At 71.3% G+C, this 20,994-nt stretch carries 14 protein-coding genes, 2 tRNA genes and 1 pseudogene; 12 read left to right on the top strand and 5 right to left on the bottom strand.

Going from position 1 to position 20,994, the window contains the following annotated elements; translation table 11 throughout:
• The first annotated feature begins 259 nt into the window (after positions 1 to 259).
• Together hisN and ACIQNG_RS03800 are read left to right on the top strand one after the other, a co-directional pair.
• The gene (gene hisN / locus ACIQNG_RS03805; RefSeq protein WP_401429963.1) at positions 260 to 1,060 is read left to right on the top strand and encodes a histidinol-phosphatase; all 801 of its coding nucleotides are present in this window, start codon (positions 260 to 262) and stop codon (positions 1,058 to 1,060) included.
• Positions 1,061 to 1,217: 157 nt separating this feature from the next.
• Positions 1,218 to 1,610: a cyclic nucleotide-binding/CBS domain-containing protein gene (locus ACIQNG_RS03800; RefSeq protein ID WP_401429961.1), complete on the top strand. Its 393-nt coding sequence runs from the start codon at positions 1,218 to 1,220 to the stop codon at positions 1,608 to 1,610.
• 165 nt (positions 1,611 to 1,775) lie between these two features.
• Here ACIQNG_RS03800 and ACIQNG_RS03795 read toward each other — a convergent pair whose 3' ends face one another.
• Complete coding sequence (locus tag ACIQNG_RS03795) at positions 1,776 to 3,230, bottom strand: catalase (protein ID WP_401482465.1); 1,455 nt, start codon at positions 3,228 to 3,230, stop codon at positions 1,776 to 1,778.
• Between the two features lie 220 nt (positions 3,231 to 3,450).
• On the opposite strand from ACIQNG_RS03795, the gene ACIQNG_RS03790 reads away from it, so the two are divergent.
• The 4 genes and pseudogenes from ACIQNG_RS03790 to ACIQNG_RS03775 all read left to right on the top strand — a co-directional run bounded on the left by ACIQNG_RS03790 (position 3,451) and on the right by ACIQNG_RS03775 (position 7,000).
• Positions 3,451 to 3,867 (top strand): Fur family transcriptional regulator, encoded by a 417-nt coding sequence (locus ACIQNG_RS03790; protein WP_401429957.1) that lies wholly within the window; start codon positions 3,451 to 3,453, stop codon positions 3,865 to 3,867.
• Positions 3,868 to 4,115: 248 nt separating this feature from the next.
• Positions 4,116 to 4,901 (top strand): ABC transporter ATP-binding protein, encoded by a 786-nt coding sequence (locus ACIQNG_RS03785; RefSeq protein WP_401482464.1) that lies wholly within the window; start codon positions 4,116 to 4,118, stop codon positions 4,899 to 4,901.
• Positions 4,898 to 5,774, top strand: a pseudogene (locus tag ACIQNG_RS03780) (ABC transporter permease). Before ACIQNG_RS03785 ends, ACIQNG_RS03780 begins: the two are co-directional and overlap by 4 nt.
• 143 nt (positions 5,775 to 5,917) lie before the next feature.
• Positions 5,918 to 7,000: an ABC transporter substrate-binding protein gene (locus tag ACIQNG_RS03775; protein WP_401482463.1), complete on the top strand. Its 1,083-nt coding sequence runs from the start codon at positions 5,918 to 5,920 to the stop codon at positions 6,998 to 7,000.
• 77 nt (positions 7,001 to 7,077) lie between these two features.
• Here the strand turns inward: ACIQNG_RS03775 and ACIQNG_RS03770 are convergent.
• Positions 7,078 to 7,151: transfer RNA gene (locus ACIQNG_RS03770), tRNA-Met, on the bottom strand.
• Between the two features lie 326 nt (positions 7,152 to 7,477).
• Between ACIQNG_RS03770 and ACIQNG_RS03765 the strand changes: the two genes are divergently transcribed.
• From ACIQNG_RS03765 to ACIQNG_RS03740, 6 genes are all read left to right on the top strand, one after another.
• Complete coding sequence (locus ACIQNG_RS03765) at positions 7,478 to 7,993, top strand: hypothetical protein (protein ID WP_401482462.1); 516 nt, start codon at positions 7,478 to 7,480, stop codon at positions 7,991 to 7,993.
• A 48-nt stretch (positions 7,994 to 8,041) separates the two neighbouring features.
• Entirely contained in the window at positions 8,042 to 9,577 is a 1,536-nt protein-coding gene (locus ACIQNG_RS03760) for a sensor histidine kinase (RefSeq protein WP_401482461.1), read from the top strand.
• Positions 9,480 to 10,145, top strand: coding sequence for a response regulator transcription factor (locus tag ACIQNG_RS03755; protein ID WP_401429945.1), 666 nt, complete (start codon positions 9,480 to 9,482; stop codon positions 10,143 to 10,145). The genes ACIQNG_RS03760 and ACIQNG_RS03755 overlap by 98 nt, the downstream gene beginning before the upstream one ends.
• Before the next feature lie 261 nt (positions 10,146 to 10,406).
• Positions 10,407 to 11,009, top strand: coding sequence for a carbonic anhydrase (locus ACIQNG_RS03750; RefSeq protein WP_401429943.1), 603 nt, complete (start codon positions 10,407 to 10,409; stop codon positions 11,007 to 11,009).
• A 2,000-nt stretch (positions 11,010 to 13,009) separates the two neighbouring features.
• Positions 13,010 to 15,121 carry a SulP family inorganic anion transporter gene (locus tag ACIQNG_RS03745; protein WP_401482460.1) on the top strand — a complete coding sequence of 704 codons (2,112 nt, stop codon included), beginning with the start codon at positions 13,010 to 13,012 and terminating at the stop codon, positions 15,119 to 15,121.
• A complete protein-coding gene (locus ACIQNG_RS03740; protein ID WP_401482459.1) occupies positions 15,118 to 15,381 on the top strand; it encodes a hypothetical protein in 264 nt (87 codons plus the stop codon). The genes ACIQNG_RS03745 and ACIQNG_RS03740 overlap by 4 nt, the downstream gene beginning before the upstream one ends.
• Positions 15,382 to 15,497: 116 nt before the next feature.
• On the opposite strand, the gene ACIQNG_RS03735 is transcribed toward ACIQNG_RS03740, so the two are convergent.
• From ACIQNG_RS03735 to ACIQNG_RS03725, 3 genes are all read right to left on the bottom strand, one after another.
• The gene (locus ACIQNG_RS03735; RefSeq protein WP_401482458.1) at positions 15,498 to 17,264 is read right to left on the bottom strand and encodes a tetratricopeptide repeat protein; all 1,767 of its coding nucleotides are present in this window, start codon (positions 17,262 to 17,264) and stop codon (positions 15,498 to 15,500) included.
• Between the two features lie 476 nt (positions 17,265 to 17,740).
• Positions 17,741 to 17,814, bottom strand: a tRNA-Met gene (locus ACIQNG_RS03730).
• A 57-nt stretch (positions 17,815 to 17,871) separates the two neighbouring features.
• Positions 17,872 to 20,844 (bottom strand): UPF0182 family protein, encoded by a 2,973-nt coding sequence (locus ACIQNG_RS03725; protein WP_401482521.1) that lies wholly within the window; start codon positions 20,842 to 20,844, stop codon positions 17,872 to 17,874.
• Between the last annotated feature and the right edge of the window lie 150 nt (positions 20,845 to 20,994).

The raw sequence follows: 20,994 nt of genomic DNA, 5'->3' as shown, positions 1-20,994 counted from the left end.
CCACCGGAGGGCCAACCGTGCCGCCGGTGGAGACCGGTGCGGCCGGTGGCCGTCAGCACCGCCGGGCAACCGGTTGCCATCGGTGCGGCCGGTGGCAACCGGTGGCCATCGGCCGGAGGCCGTCGGTGCGGCCGGTGGTGACCGGATTCCGCGGGTGGCCCGAGGCCCGGCCCGTGGCCGGGGGCGTCGCGGGTGCCGCGACCCGCCCGTCGTGCGGCCCGGCTACCCCCGTCACGCCCCCGGCCGATACGGTTCCCGCATGGCCGATTACCTTGACGACCTCCGACTGGCGCACGTTCTCGCGGACGCCGCCGACGCCACGACCATGGACCGGTTCAAGGCCCTCGACCTGAAGGTCGAGACCAAGCCGGACATGACCCCGGTGAGCGAGGCGGACAAGGACACCGAGGCGTTGATCCGCGGCCACCTCCAGCGGGCCCGGCCGCGCGACGCGGTGCTCGGTGAGGAGTACGGGGTGGAGGGTTCGGGACCGCGCCGCTGGGTCGTGGACCCGATCGACGGCACCAAGAACTACGTACGCGGTGTCCCGGTCTGGGCCACCCTGATCTCCCTGATGGAGGCGGCGGAGGGCGGCTACCAGCCGGTCGTCGGCCTGGTCTCCGCGCCCGCGCTGGGCCGCCGCTGGTGGGCCGCGAAGGGGCACGGCGCCTTCACGGGACGCAGTCTGACCTCCGCCGCCCGGATGCGGGTGTCCGCCGTCTCCCGGCTCGCGGACGCCTCCTTCGCGTACTCCTCGCTCTCCGGGTGGGAGGAGCAGGGCCGGCTGCCCGGCTTCCTCGACCTCACCCGGAACGTGTGGCGCACCCGCGCGTACGGCGACTTCTGGCCGTACATGATGGTCGCCGAGGGCTCCGTCGACCTGTGCGCCGAGCCCGAGCTTTCGCTGTGGGACATGGCCGCGAACGCGATCATCGTGACGGAGTCCGGCGGCACCTTCACCGGTCTCGACGGGCGCCCCGGCCCGCACAGCGGCAATGCCGCCGCCTCCAACGGCCTGCTCCACGACGATCTGCTCGACTTCGTCAACGGCCGCCGCTGAGCCAGGCGCCTCCGCGCGCCGTGCGCGAGCCGTGCGCGCCCCCTTGTCGACCCGTCCCGCCCCTGGGAGTCTGGGGCTCCCCACCCTTGTGAATTTGTGAAACGATGAACGTGGCCGCACCGGGGGCGGGGATCTCCCAAGGAGGTGGCTCCAGCCCATGCTCGTCCGCGACGCCATGAGCACCGTGGTCCTCACGATCGGCCCCGACCACACACTCCGCCAGGCCGCCGCGCTGATGTCCGCGCGCCGGGTCGGCGCGGCGGTGGTCCACGATCCCGACGCCGACGGGATCGGCATCCTCACCGAGCGCGACATCCTCGACTCGCTCGGTCTGGGGCAGAACCCGGACGTCGAGCGCGCCCACGCCCACACCACCACCGATGTGGTCTTCGCCGCGCCGGCCTGGACCCTGGAGGAGGCCGCGCGGTCGATGACCCACGGTGGTTTCCGTCATCTGATCGTGCTCGACCGGGGCGAGCCGACCGGCATCGTCTCGGTCCGCGACATCATCCGCTGCTGGGCCCCGCGCCGCCGGCAGGTACCCGTCTGACCGTCCGAGGCACGCACCCGCGCCCGAGGGCCGGCCGGTACGCAGCCTCCCGGGGGCCGGCCGGTACACAGCCGCCCGGGGCCGGCTCATGACGGACGGGCCGGGCTCCCGAGGGAACCCGGCCCGTCGCCGCCTCGGCAGGCGGCCCCGTGGTGCGGGGGTGGGTCAGCCGCGCAGGGCCTGGACCGCGGCTTCCAGCCGCTTGCCGAAGTCACCGTCCGCCTTACGGAAGTTACCGATCGCGCGCTCGGCGATGTCGTCGCGGGAGACCCCCGCGATGGCACCGGCCAGGTTGGCGATCAGCCGCTCCTTCTCGGCGTCCGACATCAGCCGGTAGAGGTTCCCGGCCTGCACGAAGTCGTTGTCCTCGGCATGGGCCGGGGCCTCGTGCTCACCGGTGAGTCCGGTGACGCCGGTGGCCGACCACAGCGGGCGGTCCGTCTGGAAGGGGCCGCCGAAGCTGTTCGGCTCGTAGTTCTTGGCGCCCTTGTGCCGGCCGTCGTAGAGGTGGCCGTCCCGGCCGTGGGTGCGCGCCTCGGTGGCGTGCGGGCGGTTCACCGGAAGCTGGTCGGCGTTGATGCCGACCCGGTAGCGGTGGGCGTCGCCGTACGCGAAGAGCCGGGCCTGGAGCATCTTGTCCGGGGACGGGCCGATGCCGGGCACGAAGTGGGCCGGGGAGAAGATGCTCTGCTCGACCTCGGCGAACACGTTCTCCGGGTTCCGGTTCAGCTCCAGGCGGCCGATGGTGAGCGGCGGGTAGTCCGCGTGCGGCCAGACCTTGGTGAGGTCGAACGGGTTGAAGCGGTAGGCCGCCGCGTCCGCCGCGGGCATGATCTGCACCTGCACGGTCCAGGTCGGGAACTCGCCGCGCTCGATCGCCTCGCGCAGATCACGCTGGTGGGAGTCGGGGTCCTGGCCCGCGAGCGCCTCCGCCTCCTCGGCGGTGAGGTTCTTGATGCCCTGGTCGGTCTTGAAGTGGTACTTGACCCAGAAGACCTCGCCGGCCTCGTTCGTCCACTGGTAGGTGTGCGAGCCGTAGCCGTTCATGTGGCGGAAGGACGCGGGGATGCCGCGGTCACCGAAGAGCCAGGTCACCTGGTGGGTGGATTCCGGGCTCAGCCCCCAGAAGTCCCACACGTTGTCCGCCTCCTGGGAGCCGGTGTACGGGTCGCGCTTCTGGGTGTGGATGAAGTCCGGGAACTTGATCCCGTCCTTGATGAAGAAGACGGGGGTGTTGTTGCCGACGAGGTCGTAGTTGCCCTCCTCGGTGTAGAACTTCAGCGCCCAGCCGCGCGGGTCCCGTACCGCGTCCGCCGAGCCGAGGCTGCCGGCCACCGTCGACACCCGCAGGAAGACCTCGGTCTCCTTGCCGACCTCGGAGAGGAAGCCGGCGCGGGTGTAGGGGGTGACGTCGGCGGTCACCGTGAAGGTGCCGTAGGCACCCGCGCCGCGCGCGTGCACCACGCGCTCCGGGATCCGCTCGCGGTTGAAGTGGGCCAGCTTCTCCAGCAGCAGCTGGTCCTGGACGAGCACCGGGCCGCCGATGCCCGCGGTCTCGCTGTTCTGGTTGTCGGAGACCGGTGCCCCGGCCTCCGTCGTGAGCGGTCCCTGCGTCGTCACGTCAGCCTCCAGCTGGGTTCTTGCTGTGTTCTTGCGCGTTCTCGCGTGCTCTTGCCGTCTGTCCGCGGCGGGGTGGATCACACCCGGCTCACCGCGCGGACCCTCGCCCGCCCTCGGCCAGAGCCCAGCTCGATCCTACAATGGACATTGTCTAAGTCAAGCGAGGCTCTAAAGCCACACCTATTCAGGACCTGGGCCCCTTGCTGTTAAAGTGGTGCGCATGAGCGACCTTCTGGAACGGCTGCGCGGACGCGGATGGCGGATGACCGCGCAGCGGCGCGTCGTGGCCGAGGTGCTCGCCGGTGATCATGTCCACCTGACCGCCGACGAGGTGCACGCGCGCGCCGTGGTCAAGCTGCCGGAGATCTCCCGCGCGACGGTCTACAACACCCTCGGTGAACTCGTCTCGCTCGGCGAGATCCTGGAGGTCACCACGGACAAACGCGCCAAGCGCTACGACCCCAACGCGCACCGGCCGCATCACCATCTGATCTGCGCCGAGTGCGGCGCGATCCGTGATGTCCATCCGACCGGCAACCCCATGGCCGACCTGCCCGACTCCGAGCGCTTCGGCTTCATGGTGTCCGGCGTCGAGGTGACCTACCGCGGCGTCTGCCCGAACTGCGCAAGCGCGTAGGCGCCCCCGCGCGGCCCCACCCGGCCCCGTCGGCACTCCTCCGACACCGGCCCGGCACCCCCACCGACCACCCCGAAGGCCCCCGCACCCCCACCGACCTCCCCGAAGGCCCCGGCATCCCCTGGAAGCCGGGGCCTTCGGCATGGGTACGGCGGTGCGGCGGCCCTGTCGCCGCCCTTCCTGAATCTGACGGACCGTCATATCGTCGGCGGCGCCCACCAGTCCGTACCACTCCGCAAGGAGACCCCGTGGGACAGCCGCACCCCGCTCACGAGCCCTGTCCGAAACTCATCGCAACCGACCTGGCCCGCACCTTCGGCCGAACCCCCCACGCGGTCGACGCCCTCGGCCCGCTGGACCTGAGTGTCGAGCGCGGCGAGTTCGTCTGTGTCGTAGGCCCCTCCGGCTGCGGCAAGTCCACCCTGCTGAGGATCGCCGCGGGTCTGCTGCGCCCCAGCGCGGGCCGCCTGGAGATCCGTACCGGCAGCACCCGCCCGGCCGCCATGATCTTCCAGGACTACGGGATCTACGACTGGAAGACCGTGCTGGCCAACGTCAGCTTCGGACTCGACGTACAGCGCGTCCCCCGCCGCGAGGCCACCCGACGGGCCGCCGACTGGCTGGACCGGATGGGGCTGGCCGAGTTCGCCCGGGCCTACCCGGCCACCCTGTCCGGCGGTATGCGCCAGCGGGTGGCGATCGCCCGCGCGCTCGCCGTCGAACCCGAACTGCTGCTGATGGACGAGCCGTTCGCCGCGCTGGACGCGCAGTTGCGCACGATCCTCCAGGACGAACTGCTGGAGATCACCCAGGCGCTGCGCACCACCACCCTGTTCATCACCCACAGCCTGGAGGAGGCGATCGTGCTCGGGGACCGGGTGCTGGTGATGTCCGCGCGGCCCGGCCGGATCATCGCCGAGCACCGCCCGCCGTTCCCGCGCCCCCGCACCGGCGCGATCCGGGCCACCCCCGAGTTCAACGCGCTGAAGGGTGAGCTGTGGGACCTGCTGCGCAAGGAGGCGGTGCCGGCATGAGCACCGTCACCGACGCCACCAGCCCCACCACCCCCGCCGAGTCGGTGCTGGTCCGCGAGCCGGGACCGCGGGAACTGCACCCCGCGCGCACCCATCGCCGCCGCCGCGCCCTGGAGATCTCCCTCGCGCTCGCCGTACCGCTGACCCTGGTCCTGCTCTGGCAACTCGCCGCCGCCCAGGCGTGGATCGACGACCGCGTCTACCCGGCGCCCTCCACGATCCTGGCCGACGGCTGGGACCGGGCCGCCGCCGGTGAGCTGTGGCCGGATGTCCGGGCCACCCTGCGACGGGTGCTCGCCGGATACGCCGTCGGCACCGCCGCGGGCTATGCCCTCGGTCTGCTGATGGGATCGTTGCCGCTGGTCAGAGCGGCACTGGAGCCGCTGCTCGACGCGCTACGTGGTCCCGAAACTCGCGCTGCTGCCGATCTTCCTGAACATGTTCGGGCTGGGCGAGGGGCCGCAGGTGGCGCTGGTGGCCGCGACGGTCTTCTTCTTCGTGTGGATCTCGACCATGTCGGCGGTGATCGCGGTGCCGGCCGGGCACCGGGACGCGGGCCGGGTCTTCGGGGCCTCGCCCTGGCAGATGTTCCGGCATGTCCTGCTGCCCGCCTCGCTCCCCGCGGTGCTGGTCGGCGCCCGGATCGCGGCCGGGGTCGCGGTCCTGGTCATCGTCGCCTCCGAGCAGATCGCGGCCTCCGACGGCCTCGGCCATCTCATCTTCGACGCCCGCGCGCTCTTCCAGAACGACGTCATGTTCGTCGGCATCGTCTGTGTCGCCGTGCTGGGCGTGCTCTTCTCCGAACTGATCCGCCTGGCGGGCCGCTTCCTCACCCCCTGGGCACCACGCGACCGGGGACGGGGGCAGTCATGACACGACGGCGGGTGCGGCGACAGAGGGGCGCGGCCGGAACGGCACCGTGGCGACCTGGGACCGGGGCCGCCACCGGGCCGGGACGCCCCACGAGGAGACGGGCGTACGGTGCTGTCCTGCTGGTCGTCGGGCTGCTCGCGTCGGTGGCCTGTTCGTCGGCGGCGGGCCCGTCCGGTGCGGCGGACGCCGCGGAGCCCCGGACGGTCAGCCCCGTCGAGGGCTGCGGCGAGGGCTCCTGGACCGACCCCGCCCTGCTCGCGCGGGACCGCGCCCCGGCCCGCTGCGACCCGGGCGCCCCGGCCGCGGAACGGCTGGACGGGACGCGGAAGCTGACCGTCGCCACCGGCACGCTGAACGCCGAGTACGTGGCGCCGCTGCGGGTCGCGCTGGACAAGGGCGAGTTCGCGAAGGAGGGTCTCGACGTCACGCTGAAGGTGCTGCCGACCCCGGACGCCCTGCCGCTGCTGGCCAAGGGCGACCTGGACGCGCTGTGGGCGGCCCCGGAGGCGGCGGTGATGAACGGCGTCAAGGGCGGCTTCGACATCCGCTGGGTGGCGGGGAACTTCTCCCCCGACCCGGCGTCCAAGAGCGGCCTGTGGGTGCGCACCGGCGACGGCGGGAGCACGGAGCGGGTCGAGATGGCCGGCCGCAGACTCGGCACGATGATCGGCAAGGGGTCGGTGATCGCGTACCCGATGCAGCGGGCGCTGGGCGAACACGGCGGCGGCCTCGACCGCATCCAGTACCAGCAGCTCGGCTCCGCCGACGTCCTGACCGCGCTGGAGAACGGCGGCGTGGACTCGGCCTGGCTGCTGGATCCGGTCTGGCGCAAGGTCGACGGCAGGCAGGGGTACACCTTCCTGGGCGGCCAGCCGATGGGCGAACCGCTCGGCGGTCTGCTGTACGGGCCCGACCTGCTCTCCGGTGACACCGACGCGGGCGTGGCCCTGATCCGGGCCTACATCCGCACGGTGAACACCTACTTCGCCGCCGACTACAAGGACGACCCGGAGTTCGTCGGCTATCTGTCGAAGCTGCTGGAGCAGGACGCGGCCGTCCTGAGGTCGACGCCGTCGCTCCGGATGGACTGGGAGATCCGCGCGGGCACCACCGACCGGCTCCAGTCGGCGTACGAGGCACAGGGGGTGGCGGAGGGATCCCCGCTCCCGGAGTCACGCACGGTGAACCGCGCCCTGTACGAGGAGGCGGTGGGGCACCAGCGCTGAATCGCGGAGACGCCGGGAAACACCGGGGAACACCGAAGGCCGGAACCCTGATCTGGGTTCCGGCCCTCGGCCTTCAGTAGCGGGGACAGGATTTGAACCTGCGACCTCTGGGTTATGAGCCCAGCGAGCTACCGAGCTGCTCCACCCCGCGTCGATGAATGCAACGTTACGTCACCGGTGACCCACGAGGCAAATCACCCCGCCCCGGCCCACACGGCGCCCTCCGGACCCGACGCCCTCCGGACCCGACGCCCTCCGGACCCGGCGCCCTCCGGACCCGGGCACGGGAAGGCTCCGGCCACCGCGACGGCGGCGGGCCCGAAAACTGATCCACAAGCTACCGAGCGGTCACGTCGATCCGTACGTATCACCTTCCGGCATGCCGTCTGTCAACCTCAACCACCCCATCAGCCGCCCAAGAAATGAGAATCCTCTCCTCTTTCAGTCAACTGTTCGATTGGACTGGACAATCTCTCCATGAAGAGGCTTCGGAAAGCCAATCTGGCGATCACCGCGATCGCGGCCCTCGCGGGGGCCGGGTTGATGGTGGGAAAGGCCCTGGCCGACCCGGGACAGCCACTGGATCTGGGGCCCTCGCTCCAGGTGCGGGGGCCCAGCGCGGACCCGTCCGCCTTCCGCTCGGCGTCCCCCAAGTCACCGCACGGCCCTTCGTCCTCCCCCCTCACCCCCACTTCCGCGCGCCCCTCCACCTCGGCCTCCGCGCCGCGGCCCGACCCGGAGTCCGCGGACCCCGATCCACCGGGCCCGTCGTCCTCGGAAGGCCCAGGTGGGCGCCCCGTGCCCTCGCTCACCCCGCCCCGCAGTGAGGACGACGCCCCGACCACCGCCCCCGCCCCGCTCCCCTCGGACGACGACGATGACGACGACGAGGGCGAAGACGAGGGCGAGGGCGAGGGCGACGAGAGCGACGGCGGCGGCGGCGGTGACGGCGGTGACGCGCCGGAGTTCGACGACGACCAGGGCGGGGACTGACCCGTGCGGCGGCACACCGCCAGCGCGCGGTCCCGGATCGTGGGCTGGATGCTGCTTCTCGTGGGGGCGGCACTCGCCCTGCCCACGGTCGGTATCACCGTCGTGTGGCAGGCCCAGCTGGACGATCAGATCGACGCCCAGATGCTGCGGGAGGCGGAGAAGTTACGGCAGTTCGCCGTCAGCGCCGAGGAGCCGGGCGCCGGTCCGCGCTATCCGGACGGCGCCTCTTTGCTGACCGCGTTCATGACCATCAACCTCCCCAACCGCGAGGAGACCTTCTTCAGCATCGTGGACGGCGAGGCGGACCGCAGGAGTGTCGCCCCGGCGCCCGCCCGTCTCGACCGGGACCCCACGATCGTGGCCCGGCTGTCCGCCCTGCCCTCCGGCCGCTCCCAGGTGGGCTGGCTCAACGACGCCTCGGTGGGCCGGGTCCGCTACGGCGTCATCCCTGTCCGGGTGGAGGGGGACCCGCATGACGTACGGCTGGTGATCCTGGAGTTCCGGGACCGTCAGCTCTCCGAGGAACGCCGGGTCGCGAAGATGCTGCTGGCCGCCGGGTTCAGCGCGCTGATCCTGGCGGGCGCGGCGAGTTGGCTGGTGGCGGGGCGGATCCTGGCGCCGGTCCGGCTGGTGCGGCACACCGCGGCCCGGATCAGCGAGTCCGACCTCACCCAGCGCCTCGATGTGCGCGGCGACGACGATGTCGCCGCGCTCGCCCACACCTTCAACCGGATGCTGGACCGGCTGGAGCGGGCCTTCACCGCGCAACGGCGCTTCCTGGACGAGGTCGGCCATGAACTGCGCACCCCCATCACCGTCGTACGCGGCCATCTCGAACTCCTGGACTGCGAGCGGCCACAGCGCTCCGGCGGTCTGGACACCACCCTCGACGAACGCACCGCGATGCGCTCCCTGGTCCTGGACGAACTGGACCGGATGAGCAGGATCGTGGACGACCTGCTGCTCCTCGCCAGGGCCGAGCGGCCCGACTTCCTCAACGTAGGCGAGACCAACCTCACCGACCTCATCGTGGACGTCGTGGCCAAGGCCCGTGCGCTGGGCGACCGGTACTGGCGGGTCGCGTCCGTCGCCGAGGCGACCGTACTCGTCGACGGCCAGCGGCTCACCCAGGGTCTGATCCAGCTCGCCGCCAACGCCGTACGGCACACCCTGGACGGCGACCTCATCGAGATGGGGTCGGCGATCCGTGACGACCGGGTGCTGCTGTGGGTGCGCGACACCGGCCCCGGGGTCGGCCCGATGGACCGTGACCGGATCTTCGGCCGGTTCGCCCAGGCGGGCCGCTTCGGGCTGGGCGGGGCCTACGGCAACGGCGGCGCGGGGTCCGGGATCGGGCTCGGCCTCGCCATCGTCCGCGAGATCGCGGAGGCGCACGGCGGTACCGCGTGGGTGGAGGACGCGGAGACCGGCGGAGCGCGGTTCGTACTGGAGCTTCCGGCGTACTACCCCGGCCAGGAAGGAAACCATGCACCGGATTCTCATAGCGGAGGACGAGGCGGGGATCGCCTCCTTCGTAGAAAGGGGCTTACGCGGAAATGGGTTCATTACCTCAGTAGTGGGTGACGGCCTGTCGGCGTACGAGCACGCCCGCGCCGGCGACTGCGATCTGATGATCCTCGACCTCGGGCTGCCGGCCGTCGACGGACTGACCGTGCTGCGCAAGCTCAGGGAGTTACGGGTGACCCTGCCGGTGGTGATCCTCACCGCCCGCGACAGCGTCTCGGACGTCGTGGCGGGCCTGGAGGGGGGTGCGGACGACTACATCTCCAAGCCCTTCGCCTTCGAGGAACTGCTGGCCCGGGTACGGCTGCGACTACGGCTGCGCGCCGAGGGCGGTCCCGAGTCCTCGGTGCTGCGGGCCGGTGACCTGGTACTGGATCTGCGGACCCGGCGGGTCCATGTGGACGGCCGGGTCGCCGAACTGTCGGCCCGGGAGTTCGCGCTGGCCGAGGTCTTCCTGCGCAACCCGGACCAGGTGCTGACCCGAGAGCAACTGCTGAGCCGGGTCTGGGGGTTCGACTACGACCCCGGGTCCAACATCGTCGACGTGTACGTGCGGTACGTACGGCGCAAGCTGGGGCCGGACCGGGTGGAGACGGTACGGGGGGTGGGGTACCGGCTGCGGGCGTGAGCCTCCGGCCGGTACCGGGCCCTGTATGTGAGGGGAAGTCACGTCGTCGGCAGGGCGTTCTTCGCGTCTGACAACGTTGCCAGATCGGTGAGAACTCTCTCACCGTGATCTCACAGCGGACTCATGACCTGCACGCATGCTTCCGGGCCAGGACATCGACCGTCCCGTCGGACGACCCCCACGATGTCCCTCCCCCTACCGGCCGCCCCGGTGGTGTCAGCCCGCGGCTGCCGACTCGCAGATCCGGCAGGAGCTACAGCCATGAGGAAACTGCTCGACAACGCACGGACCTTCCGCGACCGCGTCGCCCCCGCGAGCGACATGTACCAGCAGTTCGCCGTCGGTCAGAGCCCCGGCACGCTGTTCATCACGTGTTCCGACTCCCGTGTGGTTCCCGCGCTCATCCTGGGTTCGGGCCCCGGCGAGGTCTTCGAACTGCGCAACGCGGGCAACATCGTCCCGCCCTACGACCCGGACCGCTCCTCGGGCGAGGCCGCCACGCTCCAGTACGCGGTGGATGTGCTGCGGGTCCAGGACATCGTGATCTGCGGGCACTCGCACTGCGGCGCGATCGGGGCCGTGGCCAGCAGGCAGGACCTGGCCTCGCTGCCGAGCGTCGCGCGCTGGGTCTCCTTCGCCCGGCCGGGGCTCGAACCGCTGCTGGGCACTCCGCCCCAGGACCCGACGATGTCCGCGTTCGTGCAGCGCCATGTCGCCACCCAGCTCGACACCCTGCGCGGCTACCCCGAGGTACGGGCCGCCGTCGCGGAGGGCCGGCTGAGCCTGCACGGCTGGTACTACCGCGTCGACACCGCCGAGGTCCTGGAACTCGACACCGGCGACGGGGAGTTCCACCGCCACTGAGCCCTTGCCGGGCGGGGGGTGGCGGGGTAAATGCCGCCCCGGGCGCCCGGGGTGCGGCCCGCCCGGGCCCGGGTACGGACACCCACCGCGGGGGTGCCCGGAACGCGGGCCGGGTGCCCACGAGGCGGCCCGCCGGGACAACGGCCAGGGTCCGTAACCCGGGCCCACCGGGACACCGGCCAGGGGTCCGTGACGGGGTCCGCCGGGACACCGGCCAGGGGTCCATGGCGGGGTCCCTCCGGACACGGGTCAGGGCTCAGGGCTCACGGCACGGGTCCACCGGGACACCGGCTACGGGTCCCTGACACGGTCCCTCCGGACACGGCTCAGGGGCTCATGGCACCGGCCCGCCAGGACACCGGCCAGGCGTCCGTGACACGGCCCGTCCGGACCGGGTCGCGGATTCAATGGCACGGATCCGCCAGGACACCGGCCAGGGGTCCCTGACACGGCCCGTCCGGACACGGGTCAGGGGCTCATGGCACGGGTCCACCGGGACACCGACCAGGGGTCCCTGACACGGTCCCTCCGGACACGGGTCAGGGCTCATGGCACCGGCCCGCCAGGACACCGGCCAGGCGTCCGTGACACGGCCCGTCCGGACACGGGCACGGATTCACGGCACGGGCCAGCCGGAACACCGGCCAGGTGTTCGCGGCGCAGGTCCGCCAGGGCCCGGTCAGGAACTCGTGACGCGGGAACCTCGGGCACCCGTCCGGGTGGCCGTGGCACGGTCCGCCGGGACATCGGCCTAGGGCTCATGGCACGGGTTCACCGGGACACCACCCGGGGTGCTCGGGGCGCGAGTCCCTCCGGACACCGGACCCGGCGCTCAGAGCCCGGGTCCGTCAGGACACCGTGCGGGCGCTCGGTACGGGTTCCGTCCCAGGACCCGTGCGGCTGCTCACCGCGACGGACGTCAGAAACGGACGCGGGCCGGGTGTTCGTCACCGGGTCGGTCCAGGACACCACCGTTCGACGGACACGGCAGACACCATCCAGGTGCCCGCCACGGTTCTCGCCGAGGCTTCCTCGCGGGGCCCGTCTCCCCGGACGCCGGACGCGGAGTCCACCCAGGACATCGCACGGACGAACCGGCGGACGCCACCCAGGCGCCCGCGGCGGTCCCACCCCGGGGCCCGCCCTCGCCGGGTCTTCAAGGACACCACCCAGGTGCCCACAGCAGACACCGACCGATCGTTCGTCACGGAGCCCGTCCGGGCCCACCCAGGCGCCCGCGACGACCCCACCGAGGCCACCCCTCGCGGAGTCCGTCGCGGACCGTCCCGGTGCCCGCAGTGGACGCCACCCGGGCGTCCACTCGCGGACTCCGTCCAGGGCACCCCCGGACACCCGCCGCGGAGTCCGTCCAGGACCCCGCCGGACGGACACGGCAGACGCCACCCAGGCGCCGGCCACGGCGACCGCGCCCGCGACGGTCGTGGAGTCCGTCGCAGACACCACCCCAGGTGTCCGCGGCGGACACCGTCCGGGCGCACGCCTCGGACACCATCCAGGTGTCCGCCCCGGCCCTCGGCCGAGGCCCCGTCCGCGAGGCCCGCCCAGTACTCCCCGCCGGTCTCCCCAACCGGTCTCCCCGCCCGACGCACCGCCGGCCACACCGCAGGACGGCGCACACCGCTGGAACAGACCCACCGCAGGACGGCGTACACACCGCCGGACAACAGACCCACCGCAGGACGGCAGCACGCATCGCAGGACGGCGCGCGTACCCATCGGGCGCCGTGCCCGCCGACGGACGTCGGGAGGTCTCCGGCGTTCGGGGCGAGCCGTCCGTGGCCCCTCCTTCCAACTCGCCCCCCACAGACGCATCCGGCAGCCGAAGACGCGCACCCCCGGGCGCCCCGGCAATGACGCCGGATGCGGCGAAAGGACCGATCGCTGTGTCAAACGACCGCACGCTTCTTGGCAGTACGGGGCGCCACGCGCGCCGCGGAACCGGTTCAGGCGGTGGCGGGGGCTCCCCGGCCGCCGAGCCGATGAGCGCCTCTTTCGGCACGGACTTCGTCGCCTCGATCGTTGTCTTCCTGGTCGCCCTCCCCCTGTGTATCGGGGTGGCCGCGGCCTCCGGAGTCCCCGTCGCGCTGGGCATCATCTCCGGCATCATCGGCGGGCTCGTGGTGGGCTTCCTGCCCGGCAGTTCCCTCCAGGTCAGCGGTCCGGCCGCCGGACTGGCCGTACTGGTCCTGGAGTTCGTCACCGAGCACGGCGTCGGCATGCTGGGCCCGGTGGTCCTGGTCAGCGGACTGCTCCAGATGGCACTGGGCGCGCTGCGCGCGGGCCGGTTCTTCCAGTCCATCTCGCTCGCGGTGGTGCAGGGCATGCTGGCGGGTATCGGCGTACCGCTGATCCTCAGTCAGACGTACGCCATGGTCGACACGAAGCAGCTCGGTACGGCCCTCAAGAACATCGGTGGGCTGCCCGATCTGGCCACGACGGTGGCCGGTGACTCCACGAAGCTCGCCGCGCTGTCGCTCGGTGTGATGGCGCTGGTGCTGTGCTTCGTGTGGAAGAAGGTTCCGGCGCCGCTGAGCAAGGTGCCGGCCCCTCTGATCGCGGTGGTCCTGGGCTGCCTCATCGGGCTGCTGCCGGGCTTCGACGTCAAGAAGGTGTCGTTCGGCAACATGCTCGACGCCGTCAACTTCGTGACCCCCTCGTCGATGAGCCACCTCCTCGACCCGGCGCTGCTGACGATGATCGTGACGTTCACGGTGATCGCCTCGGCGGAGAGCCTGTTCAGCGCGGCGGCCGTGGACCGGATGCACACCGGCCCGCGGACCAAGTACAACGCGGAGCTGTTCTCCCAGGGCGTCGGCAACACCATCGCCGGTCTGGTGGGCGCGCTGCCGCTGACCGCGGTGATCGTACGCAGCGCGGCCAATGTGCAGGCGGGCGCCAAGACCAAGATCTCCCGGATTCTGCACGGCGTCTGGCTGCTGGGCTTCGGTCTGCTGCTGCCGGGGCTGCTGGGGCTGATCCCCGTCTCGGTCCTGGCGGGTGTGCTGCTGCACGCGGGCTGGAAGCTCTTCAACCCGCCCGCGTTCAAGGCGATGTGGAAGACCGACCGCGGTGAGGGCACCGTCATGTTCATCACCACGGGCGCGATTGTGCTGGCGAACCTGCTGGAAGGTGTCCTCGCGGGGCTGGCCGTGGCGATCGTGCTGGTCGCGTTGCGGATGTCGCGCATCAGTATCCGTACCACCACGACCGGCGACACGGCGCGGGTCGAGCTGAAGGGCAACGCGACCTTCCTGCGGCTGCCGAAGCTGATCGAGGCGCTGGAGTCCATCTCCGACAAGCCCCGGGTGCATGTGGACGCCAGCGGGATCTCCCATCTGGACCTCGCCTGCCGCAGCCAGATCGAGGAGTGGGCGGAACAGCGCCGCAAGGCCGGCGCGCTGCACGTGGACGTGCGCCTGCCCGGCTCGGCGGAGCCTGCCGAGGACGATCTGTCCGCCGTGGAGGCGGAGCAGGAGAGGGTGGAGCAGGGACGCGCGGAGCGGGAGCGGGAGCGGGCGGACAGCGTGCGGGGTCCGGTCGGGGACACCGTGGAGACCGAGGTCGTCGCCACCGTCGTCGCGGCGGAGCGGCCCCCGATGGAGTCGGTCCGGCCGCCCTACCCGGCGGGGGCCGCGAGTCAGAGCATGGGCCAGGGCTACGGCCACACCCAGTCCGCCCACGACCACCCCACGCACGCCCACCCCGGGCACAACCACCCCGGGCACAGCCACCCGGTCCACACCCATCCCGGCCACGCCCACCCCGGGCACGCCCACCCCGGGCACGGTCAGGCGGGGCACCCGCACACCTCGCACGGCTACGCCGGGCCCAGCACCTCGTACCCGCGTCAGCACCCGTCCGGGCACCCCCAGCACCAGACCCACCCCGGTCAGCTCCACCAGGGCCAGGGCCATCAGCACCCGGAGCAGCCGCATCAGCAGGGACACGACGGGCCGCCGTATCCCCAGCAGGACCCGAACGGGTTGTACCCGCGCTATGTGGAGTACGGGCAGTCCGGCGAGGGCGCCGGGTACTGGGGCCCTGAGGACGAGTGGGCCGCCCAGCAGTACGGCGAAGGGACCCGGCGATGAAGCTCCCTCTGCACCGGTCGAGGACGACCGAGGACGACACCCTGTTCCTGCTGCTGAGGTCGTTGCACCAGTTCTTCACGGCCTGTCACGACGACCCCGAACTTCTCGCCCGCCACCCGGCGCTGACCGAGCGGGCGGAGAAGGTTGCGGAGTGCGGGCCGCCGCGCCGCCACCGTGAACCGAGCGGCCGGCGCACCCACCCCGACCCGATCCAGCTGCGCAAGCTGCGTCGGCTGCGGCATCGGGGTGCCGGGGACTAGGCAACGGTGCCGGCCGGGGCCCGTTGAGCGCGGGCCCCGGTCCACGGCGTCGTAGGCGTTGATCCGGCGCCGGGCAGGAGCGAGGCCCGTGCCCTCAGGGGTACGGGCCTTCGTGCTCAGGCCGAGAGTTCCTCGCGCAGGGCGTCCCGGAGGCGGGCCGCGCGTTCGGCGACCTCCTCGGGGCCCAGGCTGACGGCGCGGTCGGCCCAGCGCTGGCCCTCGGCGAGTTCGCCGCGGCGGGCGTAGACGAGGGCGAGGCGGAGCGCGGCGCGGCCGTGACCGGCGTCGGCGGCGCGGGTCCACCACACGGCGGCCTCCGGCTCGCTGCCCTCGCGGGCCAGCAACAGACCGAGGTTGAAGGCCCCGTTGCGGGAGCCCGCCTCCGCCGCCGCCCGGTACCACCGTGCCGCTTCCACCACGTCACCGCGCGCGGCGGCCAGCATCCCGACCCGCACCTGTGCGCGCCGGTGCCCCTGGGAGGCCGCCCGCTCGTACCACTCCTCGCACTCGGTCTTCTCGTGCGCGGGCTCGCCCAGTTCGTGCGGCGACACCGGCGGTCGGCGCGCGTCGAGCACGGCCGCGAGCCGGTACGCGCCCTCCGCGCTGCCTCCGCCCGCCGCGCACCGCAGATGCCGCTCGGCCTCGCGCTCGTCGCCCTCCCGCAGCCGGGCGATCCCGACCTGGAGGGCCGCGTCGGTGTGGCCGGCGGACGCCGCGCGCTCGTACCAGCGCAGTGCCTCGCCGTCCGCGCCCCGGCCCGCGTACAGGATCCCGAGGTTGAAGGCGGCGTCGACGCTGCCCGCCTCGGCCGCCTTGGAGAACCACGGCTCGGCGCCGGTCGCATCGCCGCCCCTCAGCAGCAGGATGGCGAGCGCGTTGGCCGCCTCGCGGTGCCCGGCGTACGCCGCGCGCCGGTACCACTGCTCGGCCTGCGCGGTGCGTCCCTGCTCGGCGCAGAGCAGGGCGAGGTTGTAGGCGCCGTTGATGTCCCCGGCGTCCATCGCGGCCCGGTACCACCGCTCGGCGGTCTGGGTCTCCCCGCGCTCGGCGTGCAGCGCGCCCAGCGCGTTGGCGGCGTTGCCGTCGCCGTCCTGGGCGGCCCGCAGCCACCACACGGCGGCGTTCTCGCTGTCGCCCGCGTCGCGCAGCAGGAACCCGAGCGCGCACGCGGCCCGGGCCTCGCCGTCCTTGGCGGAGGTGAGGTACCAGCGCCCGGCCTCCTTGAGGTCGCCGCGCCGCTCCAGGATGGCGCCGAGCTGGAGCGCGGCCCGCCGGTGGCCGCGCGCGGCGGCCTGGCGGTACCACTGCTCCGCCTCCCGGGCGCCGGAGCCCCCGGGGCGGCCGTCGCCCTCCTGGTGGGCCCGCTGGTCCAGCGCACGGGCCAGGCGGTACGCGGCCTCGCGGTGGCCCCGCTCGGCGGCGGCGCGCATCCACTGGCCCGCGGTGGCGTCGGCGCGGTGCTCCAGCAGGTCGGCGAGCGCGTAGGCGCCGAGGGCGTGGCCCTGCTCGGCGGACTGGCGCAGCCAGTACTCGGCGGCGGGTTCGTCGCCGCGCTCGCGGTGGTGGCGGCCGAGCGCGTGGGCGGCGGCGGCCGATCCGGCGACGGCGGCGATCCGCCACCATCCGGCGGCCTCATCGGCGTATCCGCGCTGGTGGAGCAGGACGCCGAGATTGTTGGCGGCGGCGCGGTCACCGGCGGCGGTGGCGGCGCGGAGATGGGATTCGGCTCCGTCGAGGTCGCCGCGGCGCAGCAGCATGGCTCCGAGGACGCTCATCGCCTCGATCTCACCGGCCTCCGCCGCGGCACGATGGCGTGCCTCCTCCACGGCCTCGACCGTTTCGTCCCGGTCGGACCCGGATTCCTCGTGGGCAGCAGGCTGCACAAAACGCCCTGTATCCAACAGAGTTGCCTTGTCCCCCATAACGTCCATCGTCGCACCACCAACAACCTGGGTACACCTGGTATACCGCAGCCAGCGAGGTCTCTTCGGCGTTTTGTCGACATGCCCACAGAGAGACAAGTCAAACACAGTCGGCCCAACTCTCCACGGCGGCACGGCGACCGGCCGTCCGGAGATCCGCGCCGGCAGATCCGTGTTCGCAGATCCGTGTTCGCGGATCTGCGAACACGGATCTGTGTTCGCAGATCCGTGACCGGGCATCTGTGGCCCGGCATCTGCGCCCTGGCATCTGTGCCAGGAGATCGATGTCCGGAGAGATCGATCTCCGAAGAGAGCCATGCCCGGAGAACCATGCCCGGAGAGCGATGTCCGGACATCGGTTTCCGCACAGCACGAAGGCCCGGATCCTTGGAAGGATCCGGGCCTTCGATGTCGTACGTCAGAGACGTCGACTTCAGTAGCGGGGACAGGATTTGAACCTGCGACCTCTGGGTTATGAGCCCAGCGAGCTACCGAGCTGCTCCACCCCGCGCCGTTGTGTTGCAACCGTACCACGGCGCGGGGCAGGGCATTTCACCCGTGCTTTCGCTCAGCCCGATCTCTCGGGATCGGGGGTGTCCGACGGATCGGGACTCGCGTCGCCGGACGGCTTGTCGCTCGGGCTCGCGCTCGAACCGCCTTCGCCGCCACCGGAGTCACCGGCCCGCGCCTGGGCGTCCTCGGCCTGCTTGAGCGCGTCCTCCAGGTTCTTCTGCGCCTGGCCGTACGCCTCCCAGTCGCCGTCCTTGAGGGCCTGCTGACCCTCGTCGAACGCCTTCTGGGCGTCGTCCAGCGCCTTCTGCACCGTCGGGTTGTCGGACGTCGGCGGTGGTGGCTGCTCGGTGTTCTCGCCGGTGTCCGCCGGTGGCGGTGGCGTGCCCTCGGCCCCGAAGACCTTGTCGAGCGCCTCTTCCAAGGTGTCCTCGAAGGCCGTGTTGCCGCCGTAGGTCACCAACACCTTGCGCAGCAGCGGGTACTTCAGGCCGCCGCCTCGGACGTAGACCGGTTCGACGTAGAGCAGTCCGCCGTCCAGGGGCACGGTCAGCAGGTTGCCGTACTCGACTTCCGAGTCACCACCTCTGAGCAGCCTGATCGACTCGGCAATGTCCTGTTCGGAGTTGAACTGGCTCTGCACCTGTTTGGGTCCGTCGACCGTGGTGCTGGTCGGCAGTTTCAGCACTCTGATCTTGCCGTAGTCCTTGGTGCCGGCTTCCGCGTCGACCGCCATGAACGCGCTGAGGTTGTCGCGCCCGTTGGGGGTGAACGTCGTCGTCAGCGAGAACGACTGCTGCTTCTGGTCCGGCATCTTCATGCTGAGGTAGTACGGCGGCACCGCGTTGCCCGACTTGTTGGTCGGGTCGTCCGGCACCTGCCACACCTCGCTGCCGCTCAGGAAGGTGTTCGCGTCCTTGACGTGGTAGCGGGTGAGCAGCTCACGCTGGACCTTGAACAGGTCCTGCGGGTACCGCAGGTGGTCCATCAGGTCCTTGTCGATGGCGGTGCGCGGCTCGACCGTGTTCGGGAACGCCTTCATCCAGGTCTTCAGGACCGGGTCCTTGGTGTCCCACTCGTAGAGCTTGACCTCACCGCTGTACGCGTCGACGGTCGCCTTCACCGAGTTGCGGATGTAGTTGACCTGGTTCTGCTGGGCCACCACCGCACGGGAGTCGTTGGTCGCCGTCAGCGAGTCGGCCGTGGTGTCCCCGAGCGTCGTGCGCGATGCGTACGGGTAGCCGTTGGTCGTCGTGTAGGCGTCCACGATCCACTGGATACGGCCGTCCACGACCGCCGGGTAGGCGTCGCCGTCGATGGTCAGCCAGGGCGCGATCGCCTCCACCCGCTCCTTGGGGGTGCGGTTGTAGAGCACCTGCGAGCCCTCGCCGATGGCTCCTGAGTAGAGGATCTGCGGTTCGCCGAACGCCACCGCGTACGCGGCCCGGTTCACCGGGTTGGAGAGACTGACCCCGCTGTCACCCGTGTAGGTGTAGGTCTTCTCCCCGTTGTCGTCGGAGTAGTCGATCTCCTTCTGGGGACCGCCGACGATCGAGTACGTGGTGGTCTTCTCGCCGTAGTAGATCCGCTGTTCGTAGTCGCCCAGCTCGCCCTTCGAGGGCAGGTCGGACTCGGTGAACAGCGGGCGGCCCTCGCCGTCGGCCGTGGTGCCCTTGGCGGCGACCGCGCCGTAGCCGTGGGTGTAGCGGAAGTGGGTGTTGATCCAGTTCTGCTTGTCCACGCCGTCGAGGTTCAGCTCGCGCAGACCGATGACCGTGTCCTGGTCCTTGCCGTCCTCGCTGTAACGGTCCACGTCCAGATTGGTCGGGAACGCGTAGTACTTCCGCATCTGCTGGAGCTGCTGGAAGGTCGGCGAGACGATGTTCGGGTCCATGATGCGGATGCTGGCCGCGTCCGCGACATCGTCCCGCAGGGTGGCCAGGTCCTTGGTGTCGCTCTTGCCGTCGTAGTCGTTGACCTGGGCGTCCTCGATGCCGTACGCCTCGCGGGTCGCCTTCAGGTTCTCTGCGACGTACGGCGCTTCCTTGGCCTGCTCGTTGGGCTGGACCTGGAACTTCTGGACGATCGCCGGGTAGAGCCCGCCGATGAGGATCGCCGACAGCACCATCAGGCCGAAGCCGATGACCGGGAGCTGCCAGGTGCGCCGCCACAGGGTGGCGAAGAACAGCAGGGCGCAGATGACGGCGATGCAGAACAGGATCGTCTTGGCCGGCAGATACGCGTTCGCGTCGACGTAGCGCAGGCCGGTCCAGTTGTCGGTGGCCTTGAAGTCACTGGACTTCACGGCCAGGCCGTACCGGTCGAGCCAGTAGGCGACGGCCTTCAGCGAGACGAAGACACCGATCAGCACCGACAGATGCCCGGTGGCCGCGGCCGTGGCCCGCGCGCCGGGGCTGGTGACGCGCAGCCCGCCGTACAGGTAGTGGGTCAGGGCGGCGGCGATCACCGAGAGGATCACGGCCGCGAAGCCGAAGCCCAGCAGGAACCGGTACCAGGGCAGGTCGAACGCGTAGAACGACACGTCGAGGTCGAACTGCGGGTCCTTCTGCTTGAACGGCACGCCGTTGACCCACATCAGCCAGGTCCGCCACTGGCCCGAGGCCGAGGCGCCGGCGATCAGGCCGACCAGCGCGGTGATCCCGAGCAGCAGCCACTTCTTGTAGGGCGCGATGCCCATCCGGTAGCGGTCGAGGTTCTGCTGCTCCATCGACATCGCGCTCAGCGGCGGGCGCAGCCGGTGGGCCAGCCAGATGTTGAATCCGACCGCCAGGGCCATGAGCAGGCCGAAGACGAAGAAAAGGCCGATCTTGGTCCACAGCGTGGTGGTGAAGACCGACGAGTAGTTCACCGACCGGTACCAGAGCCAGTCCGTCCAGAACCCCGCGAACATGGTGAACGCCATGCCGAGAACGGCAAGGACGCCCAGCGTCATGAGCAGGGTCCGGACCCGCCGGGACGGTCGGCCCACTCTGATCCGTGACCCGGTCGGGCCTCCGCCGCGGTCCGGCATCTGGAAAGCCAAGGTGTGCACCTCGAAAATCGCTGTTGATCTGTCCGGCCCGCCCGTTTTTCGGGCCTTCGAAAGGGCCCAGCGATCCTAGGCCCTCACCTATGCAACTTACCTACGCTTTACTCAGTTCCCGATTTCGGGGTGGAACGA

Origin of the sequence: Streptomyces sp. NPDC091377, from assembly GCF_044757045.1 — a bacterium.
Taxonomy (GTDB): domain Bacteria; phylum Actinomycetota; class Actinomycetes; order Streptomycetales; family Streptomycetaceae; genus Streptomyces.
Note: the sequence above shows the minus strand (reverse complement) of the source record. Positions and strands in the feature narration are given on the sequence as shown.

What these genes read in the sequence shown, in the direction of transcription:
- hisN (WP_401429963.1), top strand. Translation starts at nt 260, where the DNA reads ATGGCCGATTACCTTGACGACCTCCGACTGGCGCACGTTCTCGCGGAC.
- ACIQNG_RS03800 (WP_401429961.1), top strand. Translation starts at nt 1,218, where the DNA reads ATGCTCGTCCGCGACGCCATGAGCACCGTGGTCCTCACGATCGGCCCC.
- ACIQNG_RS03790 (WP_401429957.1), top strand. Translation starts at nt 3,451, where the DNA reads ATGAGCGACCTTCTGGAACGGCTGCGCGGACGCGGATGGCGGATGACC.
- ACIQNG_RS03765 (WP_401482462.1), top strand. Translation starts at nt 7,478, where the DNA reads ATGAAGAGGCTTCGGAAAGCCAATCTGGCGATCACCGCGATCGCGGCC.
- ACIQNG_RS03760 (WP_401482461.1), top strand. Translation starts at nt 8,042, where the DNA reads ATGCTGCTTCTCGTGGGGGCGGCACTCGCCCTGCCCACGGTCGGTATC.
- ACIQNG_RS03755 (WP_401429945.1), top strand. Translation starts at nt 9,480, where the DNA reads ATGCACCGGATTCTCATAGCGGAGGACGAGGCGGGGATCGCCTCCTTC.
- ACIQNG_RS03750 (WP_401429943.1), top strand. Translation starts at nt 10,407, where the DNA reads ATGAGGAAACTGCTCGACAACGCACGGACCTTCCGCGACCGCGTCGCC.
- ACIQNG_RS03745 (WP_401482460.1), top strand. Translation starts at nt 13,010, where the DNA reads ATGAGCGCCTCTTTCGGCACGGACTTCGTCGCCTCGATCGTTGTCTTC.
- ACIQNG_RS03740 (WP_401482459.1), top strand. Translation starts at nt 15,118, where the DNA reads ATGAAGCTCCCTCTGCACCGGTCGAGGACGACCGAGGACGACACCCTG.
- ACIQNG_RS03725 (WP_401482521.1), bottom strand. Translation starts at nt 20,844, where the DNA reads ATGCCGGACCGCGGCGGAGGCCCGACCGGGTCACGGATCAGAGTGGGC.